The organism is Arthrobacter sp. B0316-1-20, assembly GCF_059091865.1.
On sequence record NZ_JBNHHC010000006.1, the window covers coordinates 119,681 to 146,492 of the forward strand.

Below are 26,812 nucleotides of genomic sequence, written 5' to 3' on the forward strand. Positions count from 1 at the left end.
TGTGAAAGCCGGTGTCAGTTCCAGACGCCGGAGGAGCCGCGGCGGTGGCTGTCCACCAGGTGGGTGTCGATCATGCCGATGGCTTCCATCAGGGCGAACATGGTGGTGGGGCCGACGAAGGCAAAGCCGCGCTTGCGCAGGGCCTTGGACAGCGCGACGGACTCCGGCGATGTGGTGGGCACGTCCTGGATGTGCCGCGGCGCGGGCGTCTCCTTCGGCTGGAACGACCAGACGAAGTCGCTCAGGCCGCCTTCTGCGCGCAGGTCGATGGTGGCGTTCGCGTTGGTGATGGCGGCGCGGATCTTGGCCCGGTTCCGCACGATTCCGGCGTCCTGCATCAGCGCCTCGACATCGTCTTCGGTGAACGCGGCGACGGTATCCACGTGGAAATCATGGAACGCTTGCCGGAAGGCGGGACGTTTGCGCAGGATCGTGGCCCAGGAGAGCCCGGCCTGGAAGCCCTCCAACGTGATGCGCTCATAGACGCCTTGCTCGCCGCGGACGGGCATGCCCCATTCGGTGTCGTAGTACTCGCGCAGCAGCGGATCCGTCGCCGCCCACGTGGGCCGGGCCAGGCCGTCCTCGCAGAGGACTACGCCGGAAGCGGTTGTCTCCATGATTCGATTCTCTCCTACCGCGGCACAGCCCGCAGGCCCGCCCCCACATGCTGTGGAAGACCGCGAACCCTTATGCCAGGCCGGTCACCCGCATGGTCAGGTTCAGCCGGCCGCCGGTCAGCCCGCAGGCGGGATCGGCTGTGCCCGGGTAGATCTTGGGCACGCCGTGGTAGGCGAACCGGGCCGGTCCGCCGAAGACGAACAGGTCGCCGGAGCGCAACCGGACGTCCGTGTACGGCTTGGTCCGCGTTTCGGTGTTGCCGAAGCGGAACAGGCAGTCGTCGCCCACGCTGAGCGAAACCACCGGGAAGTCCGCCTGTTCGTCTTTGTCCTGGTGCATGCCCATCTTCGCGGTGTCGTCGTAGAAGTTGATCAGGGCCGTGTCCGGCTCGTAGCCTTGCGCCGCGGCCGGATCCCCCGATGCGTCGGCCAGCGCCCGACGGCCCCACTCGGCCAGCCAGTCCGGGAACTCCAGCACGCGCGCGCCGTTCACGTCGTCTGCGGTGCGGGTGTACTTGTACGGCGCCCAGTGCCAGCCCAGGCACAGCGTCCGCACGCTCATTTCGTGGCCGCCCGGCAGCTTGGCGGCACGGTAGGGGACCGGTCCGCGGCCGAACTCCCGGCAGGCCCGGACCAGTTCCCGCTGCTGTTCCACGGTCAGCCAGCCGGGCACATGCACCGCGCCCGGCGCGATCTCGCGCGGGCCGGCCGGAGCGTCCTCGAACAGGGTGCTCACGCCGCTGCCTCCAGTCCCAGCAGGTAGGCCTTGGCCTCCGGCCCGCCGAGGTAGCCGCCGAAGGCGCCGTCCGAGCGCAGCACGCGGTGGCAGGGCACGACGACGGGCAGCGGGTTGGTGGCGCAAGCGCTGCCCACCGCGCGCACCGCCTTGGGATTTCCGACGGCGGCGGCCACCTGCGCGTAGCTTTCGGTCCGGCCGTAGGGGATCGCGGGCAGGTGCCTGAGCACTTCCGCCCGGAATCCCTTGGACAGCCGGCGGTCCAGCCGGAGGTCGAAGGAGCGCCGCCGGCCCGCGAAGTACTCGTCCAGTTGCCGGGCGGCGGCCTGAAGCCGGGCCGGAGCATGCAGGATCCGGGGGCTGACACTGGCTGCCAGGCCGGCCAGCACGGCATCGTGGTTTTCGTCCTCGAAGGCCACGCGGACCAGTCCTTCCTCCGTGGCGGCCAGCAGCAGCTGCCCCAGCGGCGTGTCGGCGGTAGCGTAGGCCAGGTCGAGGGTGCCTTCGGCGGCGGCTTCATGTTCCAGTCTGGTGTGCAGCCGCTCCAGCAGCGCCGGATCCAGGCGGGTCAGCACGTCGAGCCCGGGTCCGGGCGCGGCGGCCCGGGCCGCCGATTGTGCGCTGGTCATCGCAAAACTCCTTCACTCGCGTGGTGTGCGGCCGCTCCCGCGTCCTGCTCCCGGCCGCCGCGGTACGACGCCCGCAGCTTGGCGATGCCGTCGGCGGCCGCGCGGCGGACGGCTCCGGTGGTGGAGCCGGTCAGTGCGGCGGCTTCGGCGTACGGCAACCCGGCCAGGTAATGCAGCGCGACCGCTTCGCGCTGCCTCAGGGGCAGGGCAGCGACGGCCTGGTGCAGTTCGTCGTCGTCATTCCCGGGGATTCCCAACGTCGACGGCGACTCGGGCAGATACCCTGCCGGCACCGGAGCGCGCTCCCGCCGCCGGACCACGTCGATGGCCTTGCGGTGGGCGATGGTGACCAGCCAGGCCTCATGGTTCGCGGCGGCGGGCAGCCCCGGATAGGCCCTGAGCGCGGACAGGAAGGTCTCCGACCAGGCATCCTCGGCGTCCGGCCCGGGGCCCAGCACCACCCGGCAGACGCGCAGCACCGTGGCGCCGTGGTCGCTGACCAGTTGCTCGAAGGGTTTCATCTGCACACCCTGTAGACGCCCGCGGGGCGCATTCCGTGAGGCGGGCATCAGAAAAGCTTGCCCGCCTTCTTATCCGCCGGCTCTTCCAGCTCCAGCAGGAAGCGTTTCCGTTCCAGCCCGCCGGCATAACCCACCAGCGATCCGTCCGCTCCGACCACCCGGTGGCACGGCACCACGATGGACAGCGGGTTCTGGCCGTTGGCATGGCCGACGGCCTGGGCCAGGTGCGGGTCGCCCAGCTCGGCCGCCAGCTGGCCGTAGGAGCGGACCTGGCCGTAGGGGATGTGACGCAGCAGGGCCCACACCTTCTGCTTGAAGGGGTCGCCCTTCGGCGCCAGGGGCAGGTCGAACTCCCTGCGCCCGCCGGCAAAGTACTCGTCCAGTTGCGCAGAGGCTGCTGCAAAGACTGCTTCGCGGCCGACGGCGGTGCGCTCGCCGAACGTGTCGGCAGCCGGCAGCCGCTTGTGGCCCGGGAAGTAGAGCGCGGTCAGCGACCCGTCCTCGGCGACGGCCGTCAGTTCCCCAAGCGGGGTGTCGATGAGGGTGTGCACGCGGGTCATGGCGCTCCTTCGTCCGCTTTCATTCTCTCCCGTGCAGACGTTCCGGCGCGCGTTAAGGTGAGCCCCGCGCTACTGTTCCGGCTTCCTCCGGGCGGCGGCAGCCGGGGACGACGTGCCTCCGCAACGACGTGCCTCCGGGGTGCCGATCAGCCGCGGTAGCGGAACACCGTGTCCTGCCATTCCTTGTGCGCGGCCGGGTCGCTGCCCATGCTCACGTGTTTAATGTTCGTGTAGTCCTCCAGCGAATAGGCGGACATGTCCTTGCCGAAACCGGACGCCTTGTACCCGCCGTGCGGCATTTCGGAGACGATCGGGATGTGGTCGTTGATCCAGACGCAGCCGGCCTGGATCTCGGCCGATGCGCGCAGCGAACGGGCCAGGCTGCTGGTCCAAGCGGAGGCAGCCAGCCCGTACTGGGTGTCATTGGCCAGGGCGAGGCCCTCGCCGTCGGTGTCGAACGGGATCGCGGTCAGCACCGGGCCGAAGACCTCCTCGCGGACTATTTCCGCGTCCTGCCCGATGCCGGTGACCAGCGTGGGCCGGTAGTACGCACCGTCCGCCAGGTCGGCGCCGGGAGCGGCGCCGCCGGCCAGGATCTTCGCCCCCGTGTCCCGGGCCCGGTCCACGAAACCCGCCACCTTGTCCCGGTGCGCCCGGCTGATCAGGGAGCCCATGTCGGTGGCCTCGTCGGTCGGGTCGCCCACCACCACCAGTTCCATCAGCTCGGCCACCCGTGCGGTGAACGCGTCGAACAGCGGCCGCTGGATGTACGCCCGGGTGGCGGCGGTGCAGTCCTGGCCGCCGTTGATGGTGCAGCCGGCCACCGCCCCGTGCGCGGCGGCTTCCAGGTCCGCGTCGTCGAACACCACGAATGGTGCCTTGCCGCCCAGCTCCAGGTGCACGCGGTTCCCCCGAGCCGCGGCCAGCGCCATGATGCGGCGTCCGACGGCGGTGGAGCCGGTGAAGGACGTCATGGCCACATCCGGGTGGGTCACCAGGGCCTCGCCCGCTTCCCGGCCGCTGCCGGTGACGATGTTGACCACGCCGTCCGGTATTCCGGCCGCGGCAGCGGCTTCGGCGAAGATCAGGCTGGTGCCCGGCGTGAGCTCGGAGGGCTTGAGCACAATGGTGTTGCCGGCGGCGATCGCCGGGAGGATCTTCCATGCGGCCATTTGCAGCGGGTAGTTCCACGGCGCCACGGAACCCACCACGCCGATCGGCTCGCGCCGGATCATCGAGGTGCCGCCGGTGCCGTATTCACCGGCCGCCACTCCCTGCAACTGGCGGGCCGCGCCCGCGAAGAACGCCGCGTTGTCGACCGTCCCGGGAACGTCGAATCCGGTGGCCAGGCGGATGCTCTTGCCGGTCTGCGCGGTCTCCACCGCCGCCAGTTCCGTGGCCCTGCGGTCCAGTTCGGCCGCCAGCTTCAGCAGGGCCTCGGAACGTTCGGCGGGCGTCGCGCCGGCCCAGGCCGGGAAGGCGGTCTTGGCCGCCGCCACGGCGTCGTCCACGTCGGCCGCGGAGGCATAGGCGATGGCCTCCGCGGCCTCGCCGGTGGCCGGGTTCACGCGCGTGGCGCGTTCTCCGCGGCCCTCGCGAAGTCCGCCGTTGATGTACTGGTGCATCCTTGTCTCCTTTACGAGTCGAAGCCCATGCCGGCGGCGTCCATGGCTTTCAACCAGGGGCCGCGTCGTCCCCGGTTGCGGTCGGCGCGGACCAGGGCAGCGGTGGTGAGTTTGATGCCGAGCCAGGCGAGCGGCTCGGGCGGGAACGGCAGCGGCTTCCGCCGCACCAGCTCCAGTTCCGTCCGTTCGGTCGGCCGGCCCGACAGCAGGTCCAGCATCACGTTGGCGCCGAAGCGCGACGCTCCCACGCCCAGGCCGGTAAAGCCGGCGCAATAGGCCACCCGGCCGGCGTAGGCGGTGTCGAAGAAGGAGAAGAAGCGGCTGCAGGTATCGATGGCACCGCCCCAGGCGTGGCTGAAGCGCACCTCGGCCAGTTGCGGGAAGGTGGCGGCGAAGTGGGCGGCGAGGCGGCGGTACGTTTCCGGGCGGTGGTCGTAGCCGTGCCGGAGTGACCTGCCGTAGTGGTAGACGGCGTCGTAGCCGCCGAACAGCATCCGGTCCTGCCCGTCGGCGTCGGTGGTCAGCCGGTAGTAATGGAAACGGTTGTCGTTGTCGGCGATGCCGAACCGCTCGGACCAACCCAGCGATTCCCGTTGCCCGCCGGTCAGCGGTTCCGTCATCAACGCGTAGTCGTACACCGGGACGGTATGCAGCCGGGTGCGCGCTAGCAGCGACGGGAAGGCATTAGTCGCCAGCGCGACGCGTCCGGCGGCCACGGAGCCGGCGTCGGTGCGCAGCAGGATGGACCCCGCCCGCCGGGAGAGGGAGCGTGCCGGCGTGTGTTCATACATCTCGACGCCGGCGCGCAGGCAGGCGTCGCGCAGCCCCCAGGCGAGTTTCGCGGGGTGCACCATCGCCGTTCCCCGCCGGTCCCGCAACCCTGCCCGGTAGGCGGGGGAGGCCACCTGCTGTTGGACGGCGGCCTGGTCCAGGAACTCAAGCGCGGGGTCCTCGGCGGCCTCCTCGGCAAGCCAGCCGACGTGGTGCTCTTCGGTGGCCACGGACAGCGTGCCGGTGCGTTCAAAGCCGGCGTCGATCCCGTACCGTGCCAGGCTCTCTTCGATCTCGTCCAGGTTCTGCAAACCGAGCTTGTCCAGCAGTTCGTTTTCGCCGGGTAGGTGTCTTTGCCCGTTCGCGCTCCCGTGGGTCAGGCTGGCCTCGCAGAAGCCGCCGTTGCGGCCGGACGCGGCCCAGCCGATGCGATTGCCCTCCAGGAGCACCACCGAGCGGTCCGGGTCGCGCTCCTTGGCCAGCAGCGCGGTCCACAAGCCCGTGTAGCCGCCGCCGACCACCGCCAGGTCCGCCGTTAGCGTGCCGCGCAAGGACGGCAGCGGTTCGGGGCGCGAGGGATCATCCAGCCAGAAGGGCGTCGGGGACGCCCCGGCCAAGGCGGCGTCGAGGCGTGCGGCCGGGATCTGCTCTTCGGCACGGTCGTAGAACGTTTTCATGCCGGCGCCCCCTGCCGTTCGAAGACCGGTTGGCCGGCCACCAGGGTCATATCGGTGCCGACGGTGTGCAGTTCCTCCGGGGGCAGGCTGAACGGGTCGAGGGTCAGCACGGCCAGGTCGGCCGGCGCTCCGGGAGCAATGCGGCCGGCGTCGTCCTCGCGGTTCAGCCACGCCGAGCCGGAGGTATAGGCGGCCAGCGCGGCCTGCAGGGACAGCGCCTCGCCCGGAAGCAGCGGCCCGTCGGAGCCGTCGTCCGGGTGCCGGCGGTTCACCGCCACGTGGATGGCCTGCCAAGGATCCGGGCTGGACACCGGCCAGTCCGAGCCCATCGCGAGCCGGGCGCCCGAGGCGGCCAGGGAGGCGAACGGGTACTGCCAGCCGGCCCGTTCCTCGCCGATCAGCGGCACGGTCAGCTCGCGCATCTGGGCATCGTTGCACGCCCAGAGCGCCTGTAGGTTCGCGGTGACGTCCAGTTCGCCGAAACGGGCGACGTCGGCCGGGTGGATGATCTGCAGATGCGCCATGTGGTGCCGGCCGCTGCCGGGACCGTTCGCGCGCCGGGCACGCTCGACGGCGTCGAGTCCCTCCCGCACGGCACGGTCGCCGATCACATGCAGATGCAGGTCGAAACCGGCGGCATCCAGCGCCGTCACCACTGCCACCAGAACCTCCTCGGGAAGATAGGTCAGCCCGCGTCCCGCCGACGGTCCGTCCGCCGCGTTGCCCGCGGCGGCAGGGCCTTCGTGTCCCGCCGCACCCGCACAGGAGCAGGGCTGCAGGTACGGCTCCAACATGGCGGCGGTCCTGTTCTCCGGCACCCCGTCCACCATGATCTTGGCGCTGGTGGTGCGGAAACCGGCCGCCGCATTCTGCTCACGGCGGGCGATGAAGTCCGCGACCAGGCCGGGGACCGTGGCCAGGCTGGTGCTCCGCGGCACCCACAGGGCTCCGGCGGCGCGGCCGGTCAGCAGGCCCTCGTCCAACAAGGCCCGGTACGCGGCGCTGGCCTCCGGATAACCGGCGTAGTCGCCCAGGATCGCTTCCTGCCATCCGGTGACGCCTACCGAGTGGAGGTAGCGCTGGGCCTCCAGCAAGCCGGCCCGCATGTCCTCGACCGTCGCCCGCGGGATGACCCGGTTGACCAGGTCCATGGCACCTTCATGCAGGGTTCCGGCCGGGTTTCCGGAGGCGTCGCGCTCCAGCAGGCCGTCTGTCGGGTCGGGGGTGGCGGCATCGATGCCGGCCAACTCGAGCGCGCGGCTGTTGACCCAGGCGCTGTGGTGGTCCGCGTTGACCAGATAGACGGGGCGGTCCGGGACCACCGCATCCAGCGCCTGCCGGGTCGGATAGCCGCCCGGGAAATCCGCCTTGTGCCAGCCGCCGCCGGTGATCCACCCCCCATCGGTGGAGGAGGCGCACGCGGCTATCCGGGCCAGCACCTCGTCGGCACCGGCGCACAGGGACAGGTCGCACCCCAACCGTTCCATCCCGCCCATCACCGCATGCACGTGGGCATCCGTGAAGCCGGGCGCCAGCAGCCGGCCGCGGAGGTCCACGACGGTGGCCTGGGGTCCCGCCGCCGTCCGGGCTTCGGCGTCGGTTCCGATGGCGGTGACCACCCCGCCCGTGACGGCGACGGCCGGGGCTCCGGGCAGCAGGCGCCGTCCATCGAAGATCCTGCCGGAGTGAAAGATCCAGTCCGCCGCCATGGCCGCTCCTCTGACCCGGCGGATGCCGGAAATGAATGGGTTTCACTTATGACACAGTGGCCGGGTCCCTTTGTCAACGGTTTTGGCCCGGTTCCCCGGTACGTGACGGCGCCGGTCCGGCTTTGCCGGCAGCCCGGGAGCTCCGGCGTCGAAATACGCAACGAAGTAGTTGCTTAATCCGCGTGAGCGTAGGCTACCCTTACTTTTGTTCCCGTTCCTTGATCCGAGGAGGCCCGAGTTGGCCCTTTCACGCATGCGCGGATTGGCTGCCGCCGCCGCCGTCGTCCTGATGTCCCTGACCGCCTGTTCCACCGGTTCCGCGGGCGGAGGTTCCGAGGGCGGCCCGTCGGCCGCGGCGTCGGACCAGTTCCCGGTGACGGTGGAACACGCCTTCGGCGAGACGGTGATCGAGGAGCAGCCCGAACGCGTGGCCACCGTGTCCTGGGTTAATTCCGATGTGTCGCTGGCGCTGGGCGTGGTTCCGGTCGGCATGCCCAAGGAAGACTGGGGCGGAAACGAGAACGGGTCCACCCCGTGGCGGGACGCCAAGCTGGAGGAGCTGGGCGCCGCGATCGGCAGCGAGAATGCGCCCACCCTGTATTCCGAGGCGGACGGCATCGCCTTTGACGAGATTGCCGAGCTGGCCCCGGACGTCATCCTTGCCGCCTACTCCGGGTTGACCCAGGAGGACTACGACACGCTCAGCAAGATTGCCCCGGTCGTCGCTTACCCGGAGACTCCCTACGGCACGGACTGGCAGGACTCCACCCGGCTGATCGGTCAGGCGCTCGGGCGCAGTGCGGCTGCCGAGGATCTGGTGGCCGACACCGAGCAGACGATCGTGGCCAAGGCCGCGGAGTACCCGCAGCTAGCTGGCAAGAGCTTTATTTACGGCAACCTGGAACCGGCCAAGGGCGACGGCGTGAACGTCTACACCGCCAACGACAACCGGCCCAAGTTCCTCACCAGCATCGGCATGGTCCAGGCGGATGTTGTCACCGAGGCCACCGCCGGCTCCGACGAGTTCTTCATTCCCTGGTCGGCCGAGAAGGTTAACGAACTGGAATCCGATGTGTTCGTGACCTGGGTGCCGGACGACAAGACCGCCCGGCAAATCACCAAGGACCCGCTGCTGGGCCAGATCCCGGCGATCAAGGACGGCGCGCTGGTGGCGGACTCGGACAATACGCTGACCCTGTCCATTTCCGCCGCGTCGCCGCTGAGCCTGCCGTGGGCGCTGGATACCTTTCTGCCCATGCTCGCCGAGGCCGCTGACGCGGCTGACGCCGCAGCCGCCAAATAGCCCGCGGCCGCCGATCCCCAGGACGACGGCGAGGGGCCACGCTCCGCGCAGCGTGAGCAGTGCCGGGGGTGCCCCTTTGCCTGTCCCGTCGCATAAGGTTGCCGGAGATTGCCTAACGCGGAAGGGGTGGGGGCGGTGAAGACCCGCGGGGCCAGCCAGTCGTTGTCCGCCGGGCTGCTGATTGCCGGCATCCTGCTGGTGGCAGCCAACCTGCGCCCGGTGCTGACCAGCGTGGGCCCGCTGCTGGACCAGATCGGCGCGGACACGGGACTGGGCACCACCGCCCTGGGCGTGCTCGCCGCGATCCCGCTGCTGGCCTTCGGCGCGGTGTCCCCGCTGGCGCACGGGTTGAGCGAGAAGTTCGGTGTCGAGCGCACGGTTTTCGGGGCCCTGATGCTGTTGGTGGCCGGGACGTTCCTGCGGCCGGTTCCGGGCACCATCGCGAATCTGTGGATCGGTACCTTCCTGGTCGGTGCGGCCATCGCCGTCTGCAACGTGATGCTGCCCGCGCTGCTCAAGCGGGACTTCCCGGAACGGATGGCCTCGCTGACCGGCGCCTATTCGGCCGTGCTGGGCGGCTGCGCATCCCTCGGCGCCGGCCTGGCGGTGCCGCTGGCGCTCCTTCCGGTGAACGGCGGACCGGCCGGCTGGCGCTTCGCCCTGGCGGCGTTCGTGGTGCTGGCGGTGCCGGCCGTGCTGCTGTGGCTTCCCCGCCTGCGCGGCGGCACCGCGGCGGAAGAGCGGGCCCGTGCCGCCGCCGCGGCCCCGGCGCTGGTCCGCGGTTCGGTGTGGAAGTCCGGCCTCGCCTGGCATGTGACGGTGTACATGGGGTTGCAGTCGATGACCTTCTACATTCTCATCACGTGGCTGCCCACTCTGGAACGTTTCCACGGCCGCGGGGACCTGGCCTCCGGCTGGGACCTCATGCTGTTCCAGCTCATCGGCGTGGTATCCAGTCTGCTGACCCCCGTTGCCCTGCGCTGGCCGACCCAGCGCCTGGCCGCCTCGCTGCCGCCCCTGCTGGTGGTGGCAGGCGGCCTGGGCATGATGCTGATGCCGCAGGTCATGCTGTTCTGGGTGCTGGTGGCGGGCTTCGGCTGCGGCAGTTCCCTGGTCACCGCGCTCTCGCTCTTCGGCCTGCGCACCCGCACCCACCGCGAAGCCGGCGCCCTTTCCGGGATGGCCCAGTCGATCGGCTACCTGCTGGCCGCCGCCGGTCCGCCGATTTTCGGCGGGCTCTTCGCCGCCACCGGGGCTTGGGAAACCTCCCTGGCGCTGCTGTGCCTGATTGCCGTGGCGCAGGCGGCCATCGGGCTGCTGGTTGGACGGGACCGCTTCGCCTTCACCCCGGTGAGCCCCACAGCGCCGGCCGCGTGAGCCCCACAGCGCCGGCCGCGTGAGCCCCGCAGCGCCGGCCGCCTGAGCCCCGCAGCGCCGGCCGGGTGAACGGGCAAGCGACCTGTCGGGCGGCCGCCTACATGCCCTGGCGGTAGGTCTCCAGCTGCCGGAACCGGCGCTGCAGCGACTCGCGCCGGTGCTCGTCCTCGCCGGCGGTGAGCTCGATGTGGCGGCGGCCGAAGCGCCACAGCAGCAGATCGTCCAGCAGGCGGTCCGGTCCGGGGGAGTAGCGGTGTTCCAGGGCGGCGCGGACATCCGTGATGGTTTCCGGATTCAGCAGGGCCGCCAGCTCGGTCGTGGTCTTCAGGCCGTGCGCCGCCAGCAGCTCCGCCGCCCAGCCCCAGTCGTCGTCGGACTTGCGGTCCACGTGCGGCAGCAGGGTCTGCCAGACCTCGCGGACCCGGCGGGGGGTCAGCGGCGCGGCGCCTTCGCCCTCTTCGTCCCAGTAGCCGGTGACGGTTTCGTAGCGATCGTGGAGTTCGGCGAAGGCCGACTCGACCGCTTCCAGCATGGCGGCCGTGGCCGTGAACTGGCGGTCGAAATAGGGGCTCCAGGCACGCGGGTCAGCGGACTTGAAGCGGATATCGTGCTCCAATTCCGACCAGGCGTGCGAAAGGATCGTACGGATTTGTACTTCGAAGAGGTAGCTGCCGGTGGCGCGGGCAGGTTCGCCCAGGGCCTGCTGGTACGCCTTCACCGCGTTGTTCTGCAGCGTGCGCAGGATCAGGTGTCGGCTGGCGTACCCATAGGTGCCTGACTCGATCGAGCCGATATCCTTCTCCCGGTCGGCACGGCAGTCGAAGTCGCTGCGCTGGCGCTTGATCAACGCTGCGGCCTGCCGGATCTGGTGCGGCAGGCTGACGATCACCCGCACGCCCACCAGATCCTGGATTTCGCGCAGCGGATCGGGGAATTCCAGCGCCGGGGCGCCGCCGGGTTCGGCCGGCTGGAGCATCCGCGACGCCTTGTCGCGGAAAGACTCCACGCTCTTGGTCCGGGCCGTGACGAACAGCGGCGTGAGTTCGGCGGTGCGAAAGATGTTGCGGATGTCCGACTGCAGCTGCGAGGTGACCGTTTCCAACGCCGGGCGAACCCGCTCGTACTGCGCCGTGCTGGCTTCCACCTGCGGGCGCAGTTGCTCATCCAACCGATCCCAATGCATGCCCATGCTCCTGGCTCTCCTGCGGTAGCTTCATGCGGTAAGTGAACAACCTACCAAGACAGCGGCCGCGGAACGTATCCGCAGGATGTCGGGAGCGGACCGCAGGCCCGCGGCGAACGCGCACAACCCCGCCGCGTTCGCCGCGCACGGCAGGCCATGCGGCGAACGCGCACAGCCCCGGCGCGCCCGCCGCGCCCGCTCAGCCGGCGGCGTGCGTGTCCGCCAGCTCCAGCACCTCGTCCAGGATGGCCAGACCGGTGCGCGCATCCTCCACACTGATGTTCAGCGGCGGCACCACATGGATCCGGTTGAAGTTGGCGAACGGCAGCAGCCCACGGGACTTGCAGGCCGCGATCAGCTCGTTCATCTCCGGGCTGGAGGAACCGTACGGCGCCAGCGGCTCGCGCGTGGCCCGATCGCGCACCAGTTCCACCGCCCAGAAGGCCCCGACGCCGCGGACCTCGCCGACCGACGGGTGCTTGGCCGCCAGCTCGGCAAGCCCCGGGCCGAACACCGTGGTGCCCAGCTCCGCCGCATGCTCGACCATCTTCTCGTCCCGCATCGCGTTGATCGTGGCCACCGCCGCGGCGCAGGCCAGCGGATGCCCGGAATAGGTCAGCCCGCCGGGGTAGGCGCGTTGGGCGAAGGTCGCGTAGATCTCCTCGGAGATCGCCACGCCGCCCAGCGGCACGTAGCCCGAGTTCACGCCCTTGGCGAAGGTGAGCAGGTCCGGCACCACGCCGGCGTGGTCGATGGCGAACCACTTGCCGGCACGGCCGAACCCGGCCATCACCTCGTCGGCGATGAACACGATCCCGTATTTGGTCGCCAGCTCGCGGACACCCTTGAGGTAGCCGGGCGGGGGCACCATAATGCCCGCGGTGCCCGGGATCGATTCCAGCACGATGGCGGCGATGTTGGCAGCTCCCTCCAACTGGATCGTGGTTTCCAGGTGTTCCAGCGCGCGCTGGCATTCCTGCGCCTCGTCGGCGGAGTGGAACTGGCTGCGGTACAGGAAGGGTGCGTGGAAGTGGACCGTGCCGGCGTTGCCGTAGTCGTTCGCCACCCGCCGCGGGTCGCCGGTGATGTTGACCGCCAGCGCCGTCCCGCCGTGGTAGGAGCGGTAGGCGGAAAGCACCTTGTAGCGGCCGGTGTGGAGCCGGGCCATCCGGACCGCGTGCTCCACGGCGTCCGCGCCGCCGTTCGTGAAGAAGACCCGGTTCAGGTCCCCGGGGGTCAGCTCGGCGATCAGGCGCGCGGCCTCGGACCGGGCGGCGTTTGCATGCTGGGGTGCCACGGTGCACAGCAGCCCGGCCTGCTCCTGGATGGCCGCGACCACCTTGGGATGCTGGTGGCCGATATTGGTGTTGACCAGCTGCGAGGAGAAGTCCAGCAGCCGGTTGCCCTCGCCGTCCCAGACCCAGGACCCCTCCGCCCGGGTGACAACCATGGGGGTGATCTGTTCCTGGGCGGACCAGGAATGGAACACATGCTGCCGGTCCAGCTGATAGGCGCGGCGGCCGGCTTCCAGTTCCGCCGAACTCAACGGTGTGCCTGTGGTGGTGGTCATGGCTCTCTCCTTTAGATGTTCTGCGGGAAGCCGAGGTTGATGCCGCCGTGGCTCGGGTCCAGCCAGCGCGAGGTCACAACCTTGCCGCGGGTGAAGAAGTGCACGCCCTCGGAACCATGCGCATGGCTGTCACCGAACAGCGAGTTCTTCCAGCCGCCGAACGAGTAGTACGCCATGGGCACCGGGATCGGCACATTGATCCCCACCATACCCACCTGCACCTCGTTCTCGAAGCGGCGGGCGGCACCGCCGTCGTTGGTGAAAATCGCCGTGCCGTTGCCGTACTGATTCTCGTTGATCAGCGCCAGCCCTTCGTCGTAGCCCGGCACCCGCACCACCGACAGGACCGGTCCAAAGATCTCATCCGTGTAGATGGACATCTCCGGCGTCACCCGGTCGAACAGCGTCGGGGCCAGGAAGAAGCCGTCGCCCTCCGCATCCGGCTCCACGCTGCGCCCGTCCAACACCAGTTCGGCGCCTGCTTCAACGCCTGCCGTGATGTAGCCGGCCACCTTGTCCCGGTGAGCCGCCGTGATCAGGGGGCCCATGTCCGTGCCGCGCAGGCCGTCGCCCACGCGCAGCTTTGCGGTCCGCTCGGCGATCTTGGCCACCAGTTCGTCCGCGACGGATTCCACTGCCACCACCGCGGAGATCGCCATGCAGCGCTCTCCGGCCGCGCCGTAGCCGGCGTTGACCGCGGCATCGGCGGCCAGGTCCAGGTCGGCATCGGGGAGCACCAGCATGTGGTTCTTGGCCCCGCCCAGCGCCTGCACTCGCTTGCCGGAGGCCGTGCCGCGCTCATACACGTAGCGGGCGATCGGCGTCGATCCGACGAAGGAAACGGACTTGATCTCGGGGTGCTCCAGCAGGGCGTCCACGGCTTCCTTGTCGCCGTGCACCACGTTGAAGACGCCGTCGGGCAGCCCGGCTTCCTTCCACAGCTCGGCCATCCAGTTGGCGGCCGTGGGGTCCTTTTCGCTGGGCTTCAGGACCACGGTGTTGCCGCTGGCGATCGCCACCGGGAAGAACCACATGGGTACCATCGCGGGGAAGTTGAAGGGGGAGATGATTGCGGCCGGCCCCACCGGCTGCCGGATCGAGTGCACGTCCACTTTGGTGGAGGCGTTCTCGGTGTAGCCGCCCTTCAGCAGGTGCGGGATGCCGCAGGCGAATTCCACAACCTCCTGCCCGCGCGACACCTCGCCGAGCGCGTCGTCCAGCACCTTGCCGTGTTCGGCGGTGATGATGGCGGCCAGTTCGCCCTTGCGCGCGTTCAGCAGCTCGCGGAAGTTGAACAGGATCTGCATGCGGCGGGCCAGCGACGTGTCGCGCCAGGCCGGGAACGCTGCCGCCGCCGCCTGCACCGCTTGATCGACGACGGCGGTGCTGGCCAGGGCGACGCGGGCGGAGACTTTGCCGGTGGCCGGGTTGCTCACGTCGCCGAGTCGGCTGTCGGGCTGCGGGGCCGTGTAGGTCCCCTGGATCCAGTGCTGGATGGTCTGCATGGTTCTCCTTGTTTCGAGTTGTTGCCCGCACTTGGCCCCCGGCCAGGAGGTGAACGGGGACACGTGCGATGGGTCTTCCCCTATCCTCGGGTGCCCCGTCCGCCCGTGCCACTGACACTCTGTCGGAAGATACGCGTTGGGGCTTACACTGTGTCAATGCAGCTGAGCGTGCGGGACGTACTCGACCTCGAGGTGGTGCGGGCCGGCGAACCCGAGGTCCTCTCGGGCGCCGACGCCTTGGCCTCGCCCGTCCGCTGGGTCCACGTGGCCGAGTTGCGGAGCCTTGCCGGCCTCCTGGAGGGCGGCGAGCTGGTCCTGACCACCGGCCTGGCGTTCGAGGACTCCGCCGCCGAAGCCACCCGCTACCTCGCCGAGCTGGCAGCGGCAGGGGCCGCCGCCGTCATCGTCGAAATCACCGCCCAGAGGCCCCGGGCCGCCGCCGCACTGCGCGAGGCCGGCCGCACCGCCGGCCTGCCGGTCATCCTGGTGACCCGCCGCATCCGGTTTGTGGAGGTCACCGAGGTGGTGCACCGCATGCTGGTGGCCGGACAGCTGGCGCAGCTGGAGCGATCGCGCCAGGTGCACGAGGTTTTCACCATGCTCAGCCTGGAGAACGCCCCGCCGGAGGAGATTGTGGCCCGGGCCGCCGAACTGATCAATGCTCCCGTGGTGCTGGAAGACGTGGCCCATCTGGTGCTCGCTTTCGCCCCGGCCGGCATGCCTGCTTCGGAACTGCTCGACGGCTGGGCCGAACGCTCGCGCCTGGTGCACTATCGCGAGGAGACGGCCCGTGCCGGCTCGGCAGGCTGGCTGCAGGCGCCGGTGGGACTGCGCGGCCAGCGCTGGGGCCGCCTCGTGGTGCCGGTGGCGGGCGAACCGTTGGCCGGCGGGCGGGCGGACGGGACTGCCGAAACCGCCGACGCCGACGCCGCCATGGTGCTGGAACGGGCCGGCCAGGCCCTGACCATCAACCGCATGGCGGAACGGGACCAGCGCGAACTTGCCCACCAGGCCCGCTCCGGCCTGCTGCACGAACTCCGCCGGCCCGGCGCACTGGAAGAGGCCGAGGCCCTGGCCCGGGCTGCGGCCCTGGGGCTGGCGTCCGCTCCGGTCTACCTGCCGGTGGTGTTCCAGCTGGCGCGGCCTGCCGCCGAAGAACCGATCGAACTGCAGCGGCGGGAGCGGGCGCTGCTGGACTTGCTGAACAGTGTGGCCGCGGCCGCCCGGGTGTCGGTGCTGGCAGCCAGCCTGCAGGCCGGCTCCATCGGGCTGCTGGTCTCGGTGCCGGCCAGGCAGCTGGAAGACCCCGTGCTGGAACGGCTGTGCGGCCAGTTGACCGAGCAGACCAGCCCCGACTGGACCGTGGGGGTTGGCCGCGGCCGGCAGGAGCTGCTGGCCGCTGCCGCGGGGATGGACGAAGCGGCACATGTGGCCGAGGCCGCGGCCGGGCTCGGCACCGGCAAACGGTTCTACCGGTCTTCGGACGTCCGGTTGCGCGGCGTGCTCTCCCTGCTGCGCGACGATCCGCGCGTGGCCGCCTTCGCCGACGCCGAACTCGCCGCCGTCGCCCACGACCGCGACGCCCTGGACCTGCTGCAGCGGTACCTGGAGGCCGGTGGCAACAAGGCCCGGCTCGCGCGCGACGGTTACCTCAGCCGCCCCACGCTTTATGCGAGGCTGGCGCGCCTGCAGGAGCAGCTCGGCGTCCCGCTCGAGGACGCCAAGTCGCGGACGTCGCTGCACGTGGCCCTGCTGCTGCACCGGATGCGCGGCTGACCCGACCGGCCCGGCGCAGGCTAGGCCGGCAGCGAACCCTTGCCAGCGGTGGCCGACCGGCCGATATGGTGGAGGCATGAGCCAGAGCAGCGACACGGCGGAGTTCAGCACCAAGGGCGCCTACGTCCACAGCGGCGAAGAGTTCGACCGGGACACGAACTACATCGAGGACCGGATCGTGGCCGATCCCGATGCCGTGCGTGCCTCGGACGGGCCGACCGGCGGCACCATCGGCAACCCGAACGGCGGCCTCGGCGACGGCGCCAAAGCCTGGCCGGTTGAGGCCGGCCGCTACCGCCTGGTCGCCGCCCGCGCCTGCCCCTGGGCCAATCGCGCCATCATCGTCCGGCGCCTGCTCGGGCTTGAGGACGCCATTTCGCTCGGCCTGCCCGGCCCCACCCACGATGCCCGTTCCTGGACCTTTGACCTGGACCCCGGCGGCCGGGACCCGGTTTTGGGCACCGAGCGCCTGCAGGAGAATTACTTCAAGCGCTTCCCGGACTACCCCCGCGGCATCACCGTGCCGGCCATCGTGGACGAGGCGAGCGGCGCCGTCGTCACCAATGATTACCCGCAGATGACCCTGGACTTCTCCACCGAGTGGAAGGAGCACCACCGCGAGGGCGCGCCGGACCTGCTGCCGGCCGACAAGCTCGACGAAATGCAGCCGGTCATCAAGCGCATCTACACCGAGGTTAACAATGGCGTCTACCGCTGCGGTTTCGCCGGCTCGCAGGAAGCCTACAACGCCGCCTACGACCGGCTCTGGGCCGCTATGGATTGGCTCGAGGAGCGCCTCACCAGCCGGCGCTACCTGATGGGCGACACCATCACCGAAGCCGACGTCCGCCTCTTCACCACGCTGGCCCGCTTCGACGCCGTCTACCACGGCCACTTCAAGTGCAACCGGAACAAGCTGACCGAGATGCCCGCGCTATGGGGCTACGCCCGTGACCTCTTCCAGACCCCGGGTTTCGGCGACACCACCGACTTCGTGCAGATCAAGCAGCACTATTACATCGTGCACGAGGACATCAATCCCACCCGGATCGTCCCGCAGGGCCCCGAGCTCTCCGGCTGGCTGACCGATCACGGCCGCGAGGCCCTCGGCGGCAGCCCCTTCGGGGACGGCACCGCACCGGGTCCGGTGCGCGAATCCGAACGTGTCACCGCCGGCCACAACCCGCTCTACCCCGCTTAGCAGCATGTCCCGCGGGGTGGATGACGACGGCCGTCCCCGCATTGCCGTCAGCTACGCCCGGGACGCCGCGTCGCATCCCGCCTGGTTCTCTGACGTCCTGGCCTCTCTGGCCCGGCACGCGGCCGCAGGCCTGGAAGCCGCCGGCGCGGATCCCGTCGTCGTGAATTCCGCGTCGGGCCACGTCTTCAGCGCGCTCGACTATGACGGCGTGGTCATCCTGGGCGGCGGGGACGTGGACCCGGCCCGCTACGGCGGCGACACCGACGAAAAAACCGTCCACGGCGTGGACACGGCCGCCGACGAGACCGAGATCGACCTGGTCAAGGGGGCTATTGCCAACGGCCGGCCGGTCCTCGGCATCTGCCGCGGACTCCAGTTGATCAACGTCGCCTTCGCCGGCACCCTCTTTGAGGATCTGGGCCCGGAGTCGTTCCACAAGATACATCGGCCGCAGCCGCCCATGGCCAGCCATCCGGTGCGGATTGCCCCCGGCAGCCTGCTGGCGGCGGCGCTCGGCAGCGGCGAAGTCGCGGTCCAGTCCGGCCATCACCAGGCCGTGCGCCGGTTGGGTGACCGGCTCCGCGTCGTGGCCACTGCGGCCGACGGCGTGGTGGAAGCCCTGGAACTCGCCCGCCCCGATGAAGGCTGGCTGCTGGCGGTCCAGTGGCACCCCGAAGAACCCGGGTCGCCCGAAGGGCAGTTCCAGGCGCTGCTCAGGCCCTTCGTCGAGGCGTGCCGGAAGACGACCGCAAGCCTGGGCTGACAGGGGCCGGCACTAAGCCAAATGCCTCTCGGCGTAGGCCTTCATGGCATCCCGCACGAAAGACGCGCCGGCCTCGCCGCCGTAGTTGGCGCCGAACCGCGGGTCGGCCACGTACATCTCGCCCAGACCGGTGAAGTAACCGTAGGACACCTGCTGGCCGCCGTTGGCACTGGAAAGCCAGTCGAACTGGCGCTGCGCCAGGGCCTGAGCCTCCGCGCTGTCGGCGGCTACCCCGGCCTGGCTGGCCGCGACCCAGTCGGCCATCAGCTGGCGGGACCGTTCCGTCCAGGCCTTCCGCTCCGCGTCGGACATCCCGCGCCACCACTTGTCGCCCTTGGCATACGCATCCTTGCCCCAGCGCTCTTCGACCTCCTGCTTGTACTGCGTGTGGTCGAATCCGTCGAACATTTCACTGGCCACGAGATCCTCGCCCCTTTCCGTCTTGTCGATGGTGGTCTTGACGGAGGCGATCTGCCGCTCCAGCCGGTCGCGCTCCTGCAGGAGAAGTTCCAGGTGGCCCCGCAGGGCCGCCGACGCGTCCCGGGTGCCCTCGAACACCTTGCCGATCTCCGGCAGCCCCAACCCGAGCTCCCGCAGCAGCAAAATGCGCTGCAACCGCAGGAGGGCTCCGTCGTCGTAATAGCGGTAGCCGTTGTGGCCGATGCGGCTGGGCTCAAGCAGGCCAATGTCCTGGTAATGCCGGAGGGTCCTGCTGGTTGTTCCCGCCGCCTTGGCGACCTCCTGGATCGAGTATTCGCCCCCTCCAACCTGCGGTGCTGTTCCCATGACAACCACTATGGAGCTTGACGCAGCGGCAAGGTCAAGTGGTCCGGTGCGGCGGTTCCCTGGCCGTCCGGGATAGCATCGGCACGTGCACACCGACCGGCCCGCAGATTCTCCCCGAGACCCCGGTGGCGGTGCCTCCCCGCCCGGCGGGCAGAACGTGGCGCACCGCCAAGGCATCCGGATGTCCGCGCCGCTCGCGTTGTTCCTGGCGTTGTTGGCAGGGGTCGGACTGGCCATGCAGAGCCGCCTCAACAGCCAGTTGGGCATCGAGCTGGGGGACCAGGTGGGAGCAGCCCTGGTCAGTTTCGGTACCGGGCTGGCGGCCGTTCTGCTCTTCACACTGGTGCACCCGTCGGTGCGGGGCAAGCTGCGTGCCGTTCCCCGGATCCTGCGGCAGCGGGCCTATCCGCGCTGGTACCTGGGGGCCGGGTTGGTCGGCGCCTTCTACGTGTTCGCCCAGGCGGCCACCGTCGGGCCGATCGGGTTGTCGCTGTTCACCATCGCCATTGTGTCCGGCCAAATGGCGTCCGGCCTCCTGATGGACCGGTGGGGGATCGGGGCCGGACGGAAAATCGCGGTCAGCGGTGCCAGGTTCGCCGGCGCGGCGCTGGCTTTCCTAGCCTCGCTCATTGCCGCCAGCGCCCACCTGGGAGCGTCAAGGACAACGGGGCTGCTCGTACTGTTCATGCTCATCCCGCTGGCGGCCGGGTTGATGCAGAGCGTGCAGCAAGGCGTTCTCGGCCAGGTGGGCGCGGCACACGGCAGCCCGGTGATTTCCACGCTGCTGAACTTCGGGGTAGGGACGGCCGCGTTGCTGGCGGTCTGGGCGGCCCAGGCGCTGATGACCGGGCGAACCGACCTGATCACCGGCGACTGGTGGTTGTACCTGGGCGGGCCGCTCGGAACCCTGATCCTGGCCGCCGGCACCGTCGCGGTGGCCAGCACCGGCGTGCTGCTGACCACCCTGACGGTGATCGGCGGGCAACTGGTGGGTGCGCTGGTATTGGATCTCTTCTGGCCCTCCGCGGGGAGCGCGGTCGGTCCGCAAACGCTGGTGGGCATCGCGCTGACGGGCGCCGGGCTGCTGATTGCTGCCCGTTCCGGCCGCGCACGCCGTTCCGGCCGCACTGGTTAGGAAGGCCGGTGCCGCAGGCGGCCCACCGCGCAAGCTTGGAGGGCCGGTGCCGCGGGCGGCCCGGCGGTGGGCGGCGCTACCATGGCCCAATGGACGACGGCGGTGCCTCCTGCGGCCCGGTGCGCTCGGTCTTCGGAGCGGATCCGGAGAGCCGCGCGGCCCTGGCCGTCCTGCAGATGCTGCGCGACCTTGAGCCATGGCTGCTGCGGGACGGGGCCGCCGTCGAGCAGGGGTCCGCGCTGGCGCTGCTGGACGATCGATTCGCCGCCGTCCACAGCGTGAGCAGCCTGCTGAACCAGTCCTTGGCCGCGGCGACGGACAATGTGCTGGCGCTGCGCCGGCTGCTGTTCGAGGAACCGGGGGAGCACGGAACAACGTCGTACCGGGTGCACACGCACTCGCCGTACTCGCTGGTGCGGACGGTCATCGAATGCACCTCCACGGTGCTGTGGGCACTCCAGCCGGAAGAAGGCACGGAGCGGGCGCGGCGCGGCCTGGTTCTCATTGCCCGCGACGTCTTCAACGCCGCGTCGTTCTGGGATGCGTATCTAGGCGACCTGCGGCCGGACCGGCATGCCCGGGCCATGGATTACTTCGACGGGCTCCGCGGCGCGGTCAACGAGGCCGCCGAGTCGCTGCAGCTGCCGCCGATTTTCGCCGCCAAGGCCGACGGTTCCTGGGGCTACGCCACCAAGAACCGTACGCAGACTTCGATCCTGAAGGACCTGCGGGAGGGGGACCTGCCGCCGTCGTTGATGTATGTCTGGCAGTTCTGCAGCGGACATTCGCACGGGCTTCAGTGGGCATCCGCCCAGGGGGTCCGGTACCCGGATCCGTTCAGCGACTCCGGGACCGAGGAGTTCCGCCCAGGGAGCATGCAGCAGCTGCGGCGGATGTGCGAGGTGTCGCTGGGCCTGGTGCCGCGGGCCTGGGACGTTTTCGACAGGGAGCGCCGGGTGTGGCCCTTGCTCTGACCCCAGACGGGGAATCAGCGGTAGGAGCGGTGCAGGTTTTCCTTGGCGGAGGCGCCGCCCGGGCGCCCGGAAATCCACGGTCCGGTGCCCTCGGACGGGTCCAGCACGCCGGTTTCCAGCCAGGTGTAGTCGCCCGCGAGCACGTGCGAGGCCAGCCGGCCGTCGCTGGCGTCGGAATTGCGCCAGAGGTCATCGAAGAGGTGGCCGATCCGTTGCCGGGCCTGCAGGCAGAAGGCGTCGGCCAGCTGGTAGGCCGACCTGCCCTGGGCGGCGTCCCGGCTGCGCAGCATTTCGGCGTGGCTGCAGCAGGCGGCCATGGCAAAGAGTTCGGCGCCGATATCCACGATCCTGCCCAAAAAGGCCTGCCGCTTTTCCAACCCGGCCTGCCACCGGCCCATCCCGAGGAACGTCTGCCGGGCCAGCCGGCGGGAGGACCGTTCGATGAACCGCAGGTGCCGGGCCAGCAGGCCGAACTCGCTGTACGACCGCGGGTTCATGCCGCGGCCGGCGAGCAGCCGGGGAAGCCAGCTGGCGTAGAAGCCGCTGGCGCTCAGGGCCGCCTTCGCCTTGGCCCGGGCGTCTGCGTCGGGCGAGGCCAGGTCGCCGGCCGCGGCCAGGTGGGCGTCGACGGCCTCGCGGGCAATCAGCAGGTGCATGATTTCGGTAGAGCCTTCGAAGATCCGGTTGATCCGCATGTCGCGGAACGCTTGTTCCGCCGGAACGGCGCGCTCGCCGCGGGCAGCCAGAGACGCGGCGGTCTCGTAACCCCGGCCACCGCGGATCTGGACCAGTTCGTCGGCAATCCTGAAGGCGGATTCGCTGGACCACAGCTTGGCCAGCGCCGCTTCAATCCGGATGTCCTTCATGCCGGCATCCGCGAGCCCGGCAGACAGCTCAAAAACCGCGTCGAGAGCGAAGGAGCCCGCGGCGATGAAGGCGATCTTCTTGCCGACCGCTTCGTGCTTGCCCACGGGTTTGCCCCACTGGACCCGCGCATTGGACCATTCGCGGGCGATCTTCAGGGACCACTTGCCGTTCGCGGCGCAGAGCGCGGGAATGGACAGGCGCCCGGTATTCAGCGTGGTCAGGGCGATCTTCAGGCCCTGGCCTTCACGGCCCAGGCGGTTGGCTGCGGGGACGCGGACGTTGTCGAACCGGGTCACGCCGTTTTCGATGCCCCTCAGGCCCATGAAGGCGTTGCGGTTTTCCACCGTGATCCCGGGGGAATCCGCTTCCACCACGAAAGCGGAGATGCCGCCGCGCTGGCCGTCATGCTCCGGCACCTTGGCCATCACCACTACCAGTTCCGCGATCACGCCGTTCGTGGTCCACAGCTTGCTGCCGTTGAGCAGGTACGCGTTGCCGTCCTCGGTGAGGGTCGCGGTGGTGCCCAGGCGGGCAGGGTCGGAGCCGACGTCGGGCTCGGTCAGCAGGAACGCCGTCACGGCGCCGGCCGCGCAGCGGGGCAGGTATTCGCGCTTTTGCTCCTCGGTGCCGAAGACTTTCACCGGCTCGGGCACGCCAATGGACTGGTGGGCCGAGAGCAGCGCGCCGAGCGAGGGGTGCACGGAACCCAGCAGCATCAGGGCGCGGCCGTAGTACAGCAACGACAGTCCGAGGCCGCCGTATTCGACCGGGATCTTGATGCCGAACGCTCCGATCCCGGCCAGACCGGCCAGGTACTCGTCGGGGATTCTCGCCTCACGCTCGATCCGCGCCCCGTCCATGGTCCGGGCGAACTCCGCCAGCGTCGCCAAAAACGCTTCGCCGGCCTCGCGCTCGGACGGAGCCGGCAGCGGATGTGGATGGATCAGGTCCAGGTCGAAGCGGCCCATGTACAGGCCCTTGGCGAAACTCGGCCGGTTCCATTCGGTTTCGCGGGCTGCCTCGGCGAGTTCCCTCGCCTCGCGCTCGCCGGTCTCGGCCGGTCCGGCTGTCCCTGCTTCGGCCGGCAATGGTCCTGCGTCGGGCGCCGTGCCGGCGTTCCCGGCCTTCGTTCCGGCAGCGGCTGTGCGGGCGGCAGTTGTCTGGTCGGTCTCGGCGCTCATGGCAGTCCCCTTCGACGCGGGCCTGCGGGCGCCAGGCCCTGTGCTGTCCCCTCATGTTACTGCCCGGTAGCGCTTTTGCCGAGGGAGGATTTTGAGAACGGGAATAACTGCGAATAGCTGAAGCTTCAACTAATTAGTTATTGCACGCAACCCCGGGAGCACCATGGACTTCGGCATTTTTACCTTCGGCGAATTAACGCGCGGCCCGGGCGGGGAGTCGCTGTCGCCCCGCCAGCGCCTGGAGGAACTGGTCCAGCTGGCCAAGATTGCCGACCAGGCGGGCATCTCGTTCCTCGGGCTGGGCGAGCACCACCGCAAGGACTTCGCCATTTCGGCGCCGGAAATCGTCCTGGCTGCCATCGCCCGCGAGACCACCAACCTGCGTCTGGCCACGGCGGTGACCGTGCTGTCCACCCAGGACCCGGTGCGCCTCTTCGAGCAGTTCGCCACGCTGGATCTGCTCTCCGGCGGACGCGCCGAGGTCATTGCCGGCCGCGGCGCCTTCACCGAGTCCTACCCGCTGTTCGGGTACGACACGGCCGACTATGACGGACTGTTCGAAGAGAAGCTTCAGTTGCTGCTGGCCGCCCGCGGACAGGAGAACCTGACCTGGAACGGCACCTACCATCACAGCATCCGGGGCATGGACGTGTCGCCGCGGCCGCTGCAAGAGAGGCTTCCGGTCTGGGTCGGCGTGGGCGGCACGCCTTCTTCCTTCGAGCGGGCCGGACGCCTGGGGCTGCCGCTGTACCTGGCACTGCTCTCCGGTCCGCAGCACTTCGTCCGGCACATTGAGTACTACCGTGAGTCCGCCGCGGCGCACGGGCACGACCCGGCCACGCTGCCGGTGGGAACGGGCGGCCACTTCTTCGTGGCTCCGACCTCGCAGCAGGCGCGCGACACGTTCTACCCGTACTACCGCGCATACTTCGAGCAGAACATGCCGCGGCCGGCCGGACACTTCCCGCGCGAGACCTTCGAAGCGTGGGCCGGCCCGGGCGGCGGCCTGCTCGCCGGGAGCCCGCAGGAAGTGATCGACAAGATCATGGAGCAGTACCAACTGTTCGGTCATGACCGCTACATGGCCCAGGTGGGCCTTGGCGGGCTGCCGTTCGCGGACACCGCCCGGTCCATCGAACTCCTGGCCACCGAGATCATGCCGGTCATCCAGCGGGAGACGCATCCGGCCAAGCAGCCCTAGCGCCCTCGATGAAGGGCCGGGCCCCGCGCGGCCGGGGTCAGGCGCCGCGCTCGGCGGACTCCGCGTGCCGCAGGACCGCGTCGGCGCAGGCGCCGGGCTGCTCCCAGTGCACCATGTGCCCGGCGTCCTGCACGGCCACGTGGTGCCAGTGCGGGTGCCGGGCCAGGAAGTCCGCGACCGCGGCAGGCGGCCGGGTGGGATCGCGGGTGCCGGTCACCACGAGGGCGGGAGCGGCCACCAGTGCCGCGACCTCGGGTGCGGCCCCGGCCAGCCCCGCGGGCAGGCTGCGGCGCACGACGTCGGGGTGCCGCCTGAAGGGGGCCCGGAATGTTACGCGGTCCGCGCCCTGCGGCTCGTTGCCGCCGCTAAACCACGCGCGAATCAGCTCCTCGCCGGCGGCCAGGTACGCTGCCGGATCGGAAGATTCCCCGCCGAACAGGCGGCTGAGCTTGTCGACGGTTGCCGCCGACGGCGGCACCGGCACCATCCCCACCACGGTGAGCGACGCCGTCGTCCGCGGAAAGCGTGCCGCGATGGTGGCGGCGATGTTGCCGCCGAGGGAGTGCCCGACCCAGTGCACCGGCCCGCCGCCGAAGCGGTCGACCAGGGCCGCGGCGACGTTCTCCACGGTCCAGTCGAAGCCGGCGGGCGGACCGCTGCCGTAGCCGGGAAGATCCGGGGCCGCGACGTCGCGGCCGCCGGCGGAGAGCCGGGCGGCCAGCGGTTTCCAATAGCCGGCGGAGCAGGCCCAGCCGTGCAGCAGGACAATCGGATGCGTCATGGCTCGATTATGCCCGGCAGCCCGCCCTGAACGGGACGGCCGGGCGACGGGTGTGCGGGCGGGTGATGCGGGCGGGTGCCGCGCGCTGTCCGGGCGCGCGGCCTGCGTGCGGGTCCGGCAGCAATTAGGGCAGGAAAGCGGTTCTTAATCGCGGAGAACATAGGTTAGCCTTACTTGAGTCGCTTTTTCCGGCCCGAGGGGGTATGCGCATGCCAGCTGATCCGGCGGCGACGGCGCCTTCCCATCCGGGGCCCGGGCCTCGGCTTGGCCGCGCTTCGGGCGGCGCCAACGGGACCGGCAGGCCGTCCTCCACTGCTTCCGGTGCGGCACGGCTGCCGCGCAGGGTGCTGGTGGGTATCCCGGCCGCCCTGGTGGTGCTGGCGCTGATCTGCTGTGCCTCGCTGGCCCTCGGGGCGCGCCCCATCGGCGTGGAGACGTTCATCCAGGCCTTCGCTGCCTTCGACCCCGCCAACGGAGACCACGCCGTGGTCCACTCGCGCATCCCGCGGACCGTCACCGGGCTGCTGGTGGGAGCGGCCTTGGGCGTCGCCGGCGCCGCCATGCAGGGCGTGGCGCGCAACCCGCTGGGCGATCCCGGCATCCTGGGCGTGAACGCCGGGGCCGCGCTCGCGGTCGTGGCGGGCATCTTCCTGTTCGGCGTGACGCAACTTTCCGGCTACGTCTGGTTCGCGTTCGCCGGCGCCGCGCTCGCTGCCGTGCTGGTCTACGGGGTGGCCAGCATGGGACGGGAAGGCGCCACCCCGATCAAGCTGGCGCTGGCCGGCGCCGCCCTGTCCGCGGGGCTGAGCTCGCTGATGTACTCGGTGCTGGTGACCAACCAGGACACGCTGGAGGGGTTCCGCTACTGGCAGGTGGGATCGGTGGCCGGCCGCGGCTGGGACCTGATCGGCCAGGTGGCCCCGTTCATCGCCGTCGGACTGGTGGTCACGCTGTTCACCGGGAGGATCCTGAACAACTTGTCGCTGGGCGACGACGTGGCCCGGGGCCTGGGCCAAAAGGTGGGCCTGTCCCGTGCCATCACGGCGCTCGGCGTCGTGATCCTGTGCGGCGCGGCGACCGCCATCGCCGGCCCGATCGCCTTCGTGGGCCTGATCATCCCGCACATGGTCCGCGCCCTGACCGGACCCGACTACCGCTGGATCCTGCCCTACTCCATGGTGCTGGCCCCCGTGCTGCTGGTCGGCGCCGACGTGGCCGGCCGCTTCCTTGCGCCGCCCGGCGAGATCGAAGCCGGCATCACCACCGCAGTGATCGGCGCGCCCGTGTTCATCTGGCTGGTCCGGCGGCGGAAGGCGGCCGGGCTGTGAGCAAGGTGGACACCCCGCGCGGAAAGCGCCCGGAAT

Annotated in this window: 23 protein-coding genes; 9 read left to right on the top strand and 14 right to left on the bottom strand. The window is 70.1% G+C overall.

Annotated elements, in window-relative coordinates:
* Positions 1-14 precede the first annotated feature (14 nt).
* From AC5RW2_RS11925 to AC5RW2_RS11960, 8 genes are all read right to left on the bottom strand, one after another.
* The gene (locus tag AC5RW2_RS11925) at positions 15-617 is read right to left on the bottom strand and encodes a DNA-3-methyladenine glycosylase I (protein ID WP_494073966.1); all 603 of its coding nucleotides are present in this window, start codon (positions 615-617) and stop codon (positions 15-17) included.
* 70 nt (positions 618-687) lie between these two features.
* Positions 688-1,353: an alpha-ketoglutarate-dependent dioxygenase AlkB family protein gene (locus AC5RW2_RS11930; RefSeq protein WP_494073967.1), complete on the bottom strand. Its 666-nt coding sequence runs from the start codon at positions 1,351-1,353 to the stop codon at positions 688-690.
* Positions 1,350-1,982, bottom strand: coding sequence for a methylated-DNA--[protein]-cysteine S-methyltransferase (locus tag AC5RW2_RS11935; protein WP_494073968.1), 633 nt, complete (start codon positions 1,980-1,982; stop codon positions 1,350-1,352). The genes AC5RW2_RS11930 and AC5RW2_RS11935 overlap by 4 nt, the downstream gene beginning before the upstream one ends.
* A complete protein-coding gene (locus AC5RW2_RS11940) occupies positions 1,979-2,503 on the bottom strand; it encodes an RNA polymerase sigma factor (protein ID WP_494073969.1) in 525 nt (174 codons plus the stop codon). The genes AC5RW2_RS11935 and AC5RW2_RS11940 overlap by 4 nt, the downstream gene beginning before the upstream one ends.
* Positions 2,504-2,550: 47 nt before the next feature.
* Positions 2,551-3,063 (bottom strand): methylated-DNA--[protein]-cysteine S-methyltransferase, encoded by a 513-nt coding sequence (locus AC5RW2_RS11945; protein WP_494073970.1) that lies wholly within the window; start codon positions 3,061-3,063, stop codon positions 2,551-2,553.
* Positions 3,064-3,209: 146 nt separating this feature from the next.
* Entirely contained in the window at positions 3,210-4,688 is a 1,479-nt protein-coding gene (locus tag AC5RW2_RS11950) for a gamma-aminobutyraldehyde dehydrogenase (RefSeq protein WP_494073971.1), read from the bottom strand.
* An 11-nt stretch (positions 4,689-4,699) separates the two neighbouring features.
* On the bottom strand, positions 4,700-6,136 hold the full coding sequence (locus AC5RW2_RS11955; protein ID WP_494073972.1) for an NAD(P)/FAD-dependent oxidoreductase: 1,437 nt from the start codon (positions 6,134-6,136) through the stop codon (positions 4,700-4,702).
* On the bottom strand, positions 6,133-7,845 hold the full coding sequence (locus AC5RW2_RS11960; protein ID WP_494073973.1) for an amidohydrolase: 1,713 nt from the start codon (positions 7,843-7,845) through the stop codon (positions 6,133-6,135). Before AC5RW2_RS11960 ends, AC5RW2_RS11955 begins: the two co-directional genes overlap by 4 nt.
* A 253-nt stretch (positions 7,846-8,098) precedes the next feature.
* Between AC5RW2_RS11960 and AC5RW2_RS11965 the strand changes: the two genes are divergently transcribed.
* Both AC5RW2_RS11965 and AC5RW2_RS11970 read left to right on the top strand, forming a co-directional pair.
* Positions 8,099-9,148 carry an iron-siderophore ABC transporter substrate-binding protein gene (locus AC5RW2_RS11965; protein ID WP_494074069.1) on the top strand — a complete coding sequence of 350 codons (1,050 nt, stop codon included), beginning with the start codon at positions 8,099-8,101 and terminating at the stop codon, positions 9,146-9,148.
* Between the two features lie 108 nt (positions 9,149-9,256).
* Entirely contained in the window at positions 9,257-10,525 is a 1,269-nt protein-coding gene (locus AC5RW2_RS11970; RefSeq protein WP_494073974.1) for an MFS transporter, read from the top strand.
* A 97-nt stretch (positions 10,526-10,622) separates the two neighbouring features.
* On the opposite strand, the gene AC5RW2_RS11975 is transcribed toward AC5RW2_RS11970, so the two are convergent.
* The 3 genes from AC5RW2_RS11975 to AC5RW2_RS11985 form a co-directional block, all read right to left on the bottom strand.
* Complete coding sequence (locus AC5RW2_RS11975) at positions 10,623-11,714, bottom strand: GTP pyrophosphokinase (protein ID WP_494012926.1); 1,092 nt, start codon at positions 11,712-11,714, stop codon at positions 10,623-10,625.
* A 193-nt stretch (positions 11,715-11,907) separates the two neighbouring features.
* Entirely contained in the window at positions 11,908-13,278 is a 1,371-nt protein-coding gene (locus AC5RW2_RS11980) for an aspartate aminotransferase family protein (RefSeq protein WP_494012925.1), read from the bottom strand.
* 11 nt (positions 13,279-13,289) lie between these two features.
* Positions 13,290-14,783 carry a CoA-acylating methylmalonate-semialdehyde dehydrogenase gene (locus tag AC5RW2_RS11985; protein WP_494073975.1) on the bottom strand — a complete coding sequence of 498 codons (1,494 nt, stop codon included), beginning with the start codon at positions 14,781-14,783 and terminating at the stop codon, positions 13,290-13,292.
* 156 nt (positions 14,784-14,939) lie between these two features.
* Between AC5RW2_RS11985 and AC5RW2_RS11990 the strand changes: the two genes are divergently transcribed.
* From AC5RW2_RS11990 to AC5RW2_RS12000, 3 genes are all read left to right on the top strand, one after another.
* Entirely contained in the window at positions 14,940-16,559 is a 1,620-nt protein-coding gene (locus tag AC5RW2_RS11990; RefSeq protein WP_494073976.1) for a PucR family transcriptional regulator, read from the top strand.
* 76 nt (positions 16,560-16,635) lie between these two features.
* A complete protein-coding gene (locus tag AC5RW2_RS11995; protein WP_494012922.1) occupies positions 16,636-17,760 on the top strand; it encodes a glutathione S-transferase family protein in 1,125 nt (374 codons plus the stop codon).
* 4 nt (positions 17,761-17,764) lie between these two features.
* The gene (locus tag AC5RW2_RS12000; protein ID WP_494012921.1) at positions 17,765-18,523 is read left to right on the top strand and encodes a gamma-glutamyl-gamma-aminobutyrate hydrolase family protein; all 759 of its coding nucleotides are present in this window, start codon (positions 17,765-17,767) and stop codon (positions 18,521-18,523) included.
* Positions 18,524-18,535: 12 nt separating this feature from the next.
* Here the strand turns inward: AC5RW2_RS12000 and AC5RW2_RS12005 are convergent, their stop codons facing one another.
* Positions 18,536-19,309 carry a MerR family transcriptional regulator gene (locus AC5RW2_RS12005; protein ID WP_494012920.1) on the bottom strand — a complete coding sequence of 258 codons (774 nt, stop codon included), beginning with the start codon at positions 19,307-19,309 and terminating at the stop codon, positions 18,536-18,538.
* Positions 19,310-19,394: 85 nt separating this feature from the next.
* Here AC5RW2_RS12005 and AC5RW2_RS12010 point away from each other — a divergent pair, with 85 nt between their 5' ends.
* Entirely contained in the window at positions 19,395-20,444 is a 1,050-nt protein-coding gene (locus AC5RW2_RS12010; protein ID WP_494012919.1) for a DMT family transporter, read from the top strand.
* A gap of 89 nt (positions 20,445-20,533) precedes the next feature.
* Positions 20,534-21,418 (top strand): hypothetical protein, encoded by an 885-nt coding sequence (locus tag AC5RW2_RS12015; protein ID WP_494012918.1) that lies wholly within the window; start codon positions 20,534-20,536, stop codon positions 21,416-21,418.
* A gap of 14 nt (positions 21,419-21,432) precedes the next feature.
* Here AC5RW2_RS12015 and AC5RW2_RS12020 read toward each other — a convergent pair whose 3' ends face one another.
* The gene (locus AC5RW2_RS12020) at positions 21,433-23,466 is read right to left on the bottom strand and encodes an acyl-CoA dehydrogenase family protein (RefSeq protein ID WP_494012917.1); all 2,034 of its coding nucleotides are present in this window, start codon (positions 23,464-23,466) and stop codon (positions 21,433-21,435) included.
* 163 nt (positions 23,467-23,629) lie between these two features.
* On the opposite strand from AC5RW2_RS12020, the gene AC5RW2_RS12025 reads away from it, so the two are divergent.
* On the top strand, positions 23,630-24,667 hold the full coding sequence (locus AC5RW2_RS12025) for an LLM class flavin-dependent oxidoreductase (protein ID WP_494012916.1): 1,038 nt from the start codon (positions 23,630-23,632) through the stop codon (positions 24,665-24,667).
* A 37-nt stretch (positions 24,668-24,704) separates the two neighbouring features.
* Here the strand turns inward: AC5RW2_RS12025 and AC5RW2_RS12030 are convergent, their stop codons facing one another.
* Complete coding sequence (locus AC5RW2_RS12030) at positions 24,705-25,448, bottom strand: alpha/beta fold hydrolase (RefSeq protein WP_494012915.1); 744 nt, start codon at positions 25,446-25,448, stop codon at positions 24,705-24,707.
* Between the two features lie 209 nt (positions 25,449-25,657).
* Between AC5RW2_RS12030 and AC5RW2_RS12035 the strand changes: the two genes are divergently transcribed.
* A complete protein-coding gene (locus tag AC5RW2_RS12035; RefSeq protein ID WP_494012914.1) occupies positions 25,658-26,776 on the top strand; it encodes a FecCD family ABC transporter permease in 1,119 nt (372 codons plus the stop codon).
* Positions 26,777-26,812 lie beyond the last annotated feature (36 nt).

Bases quoted from the DNA above. Each gene is read 5' to 3' on its own strand.
- AC5RW2_RS11995 (WP_494012922.1), top strand. From the start codon at position 16,636: ATGAGCCAGAGCAGCGACACGGCGGAGTTCAGCACCAAGGGCGCCTAC.
- AC5RW2_RS11925 (WP_494073966.1), bottom strand. From the start codon at position 617: ATGGAGACAACCGCTTCCGGCGTAGTCCTCTGCGAGGACGGCCTGGCC.
- AC5RW2_RS11975 (WP_494012926.1), bottom strand. From the start codon at position 11,714: ATGGGCATGCATTGGGATCGGTTGGATGAGCAACTGCGCCCGCAGGTG.
- AC5RW2_RS12035 (WP_494012914.1), top strand. From the start codon at position 25,658: ATGCCAGCTGATCCGGCGGCGACGGCGCCTTCCCATCCGGGGCCCGGG.
- AC5RW2_RS11945 (WP_494073970.1), bottom strand. From the start codon at position 3,063: ATGACCCGCGTGCACACCCTCATCGACACCCCGCTTGGGGAACTGACG.
- AC5RW2_RS11960 (WP_494073973.1), bottom strand. From the start codon at position 7,845: ATGGCGGCGGACTGGATCTTTCACTCCGGCAGGATCTTCGATGGACGG.
- AC5RW2_RS11935 (WP_494073968.1), bottom strand. From the start codon at position 1,982: ATGACCAGCGCACAATCGGCGGCCCGGGCCGCCGCGCCCGGACCCGGG.
- AC5RW2_RS11950 (WP_494073971.1), bottom strand. From the start codon at position 4,688: ATGCACCAGTACATCAACGGCGGACTTCGCGAGGGCCGCGGAGAACGC.
- AC5RW2_RS12020 (WP_494012917.1), bottom strand. From the start codon at position 23,466: ATGAGCGCCGAGACCGACCAGACAACTGCCGCCCGCACAGCCGCTGCC.
- AC5RW2_RS12005 (WP_494012920.1), bottom strand. From the start codon at position 19,309: ATGGGAACAGCACCGCAGGTTGGAGGGGGCGAATACTCGATCCAGGAG.
- AC5RW2_RS12015 (WP_494012918.1), top strand. From the start codon at position 20,534: ATGGACGACGGCGGTGCCTCCTGCGGCCCGGTGCGCTCGGTCTTCGGA.
- AC5RW2_RS11940 (WP_494073969.1), bottom strand. From the start codon at position 2,503: ATGAAACCCTTCGAGCAACTGGTCAGCGACCACGGCGCCACGGTGCTG.
- AC5RW2_RS12030 (WP_494012915.1), bottom strand. From the start codon at position 25,448: ATGACGCATCCGATTGTCCTGCTGCACGGCTGGGCCTGCTCCGCCGGC.
- AC5RW2_RS11955 (WP_494073972.1), bottom strand. From the start codon at position 6,136: ATGAAAACGTTCTACGACCGTGCCGAAGAGCAGATCCCGGCCGCACGC.
- AC5RW2_RS12000 (WP_494012921.1), top strand. From the start codon at position 17,765: ATGTCCCGCGGGGTGGATGACGACGGCCGTCCCCGCATTGCCGTCAGC.
- AC5RW2_RS11990 (WP_494073976.1), top strand. From the start codon at position 14,940: ATGCAGCTGAGCGTGCGGGACGTACTCGACCTCGAGGTGGTGCGGGCC.
- AC5RW2_RS11965 (WP_494074069.1), top strand. From the start codon at position 8,099: ATGCGCGGATTGGCTGCCGCCGCCGCCGTCGTCCTGATGTCCCTGACC.
- AC5RW2_RS11985 (WP_494073975.1), bottom strand. From the start codon at position 14,783: ATGCAGACCATCCAGCACTGGATCCAGGGGACCTACACGGCCCCGCAG.
- AC5RW2_RS12025 (WP_494012916.1), top strand. From the start codon at position 23,630: ATGGACTTCGGCATTTTTACCTTCGGCGAATTAACGCGCGGCCCGGGC.
- AC5RW2_RS11980 (WP_494012925.1), bottom strand. From the start codon at position 13,278: ATGACCACCACCACAGGCACACCGTTGAGTTCGGCGGAACTGGAAGCC.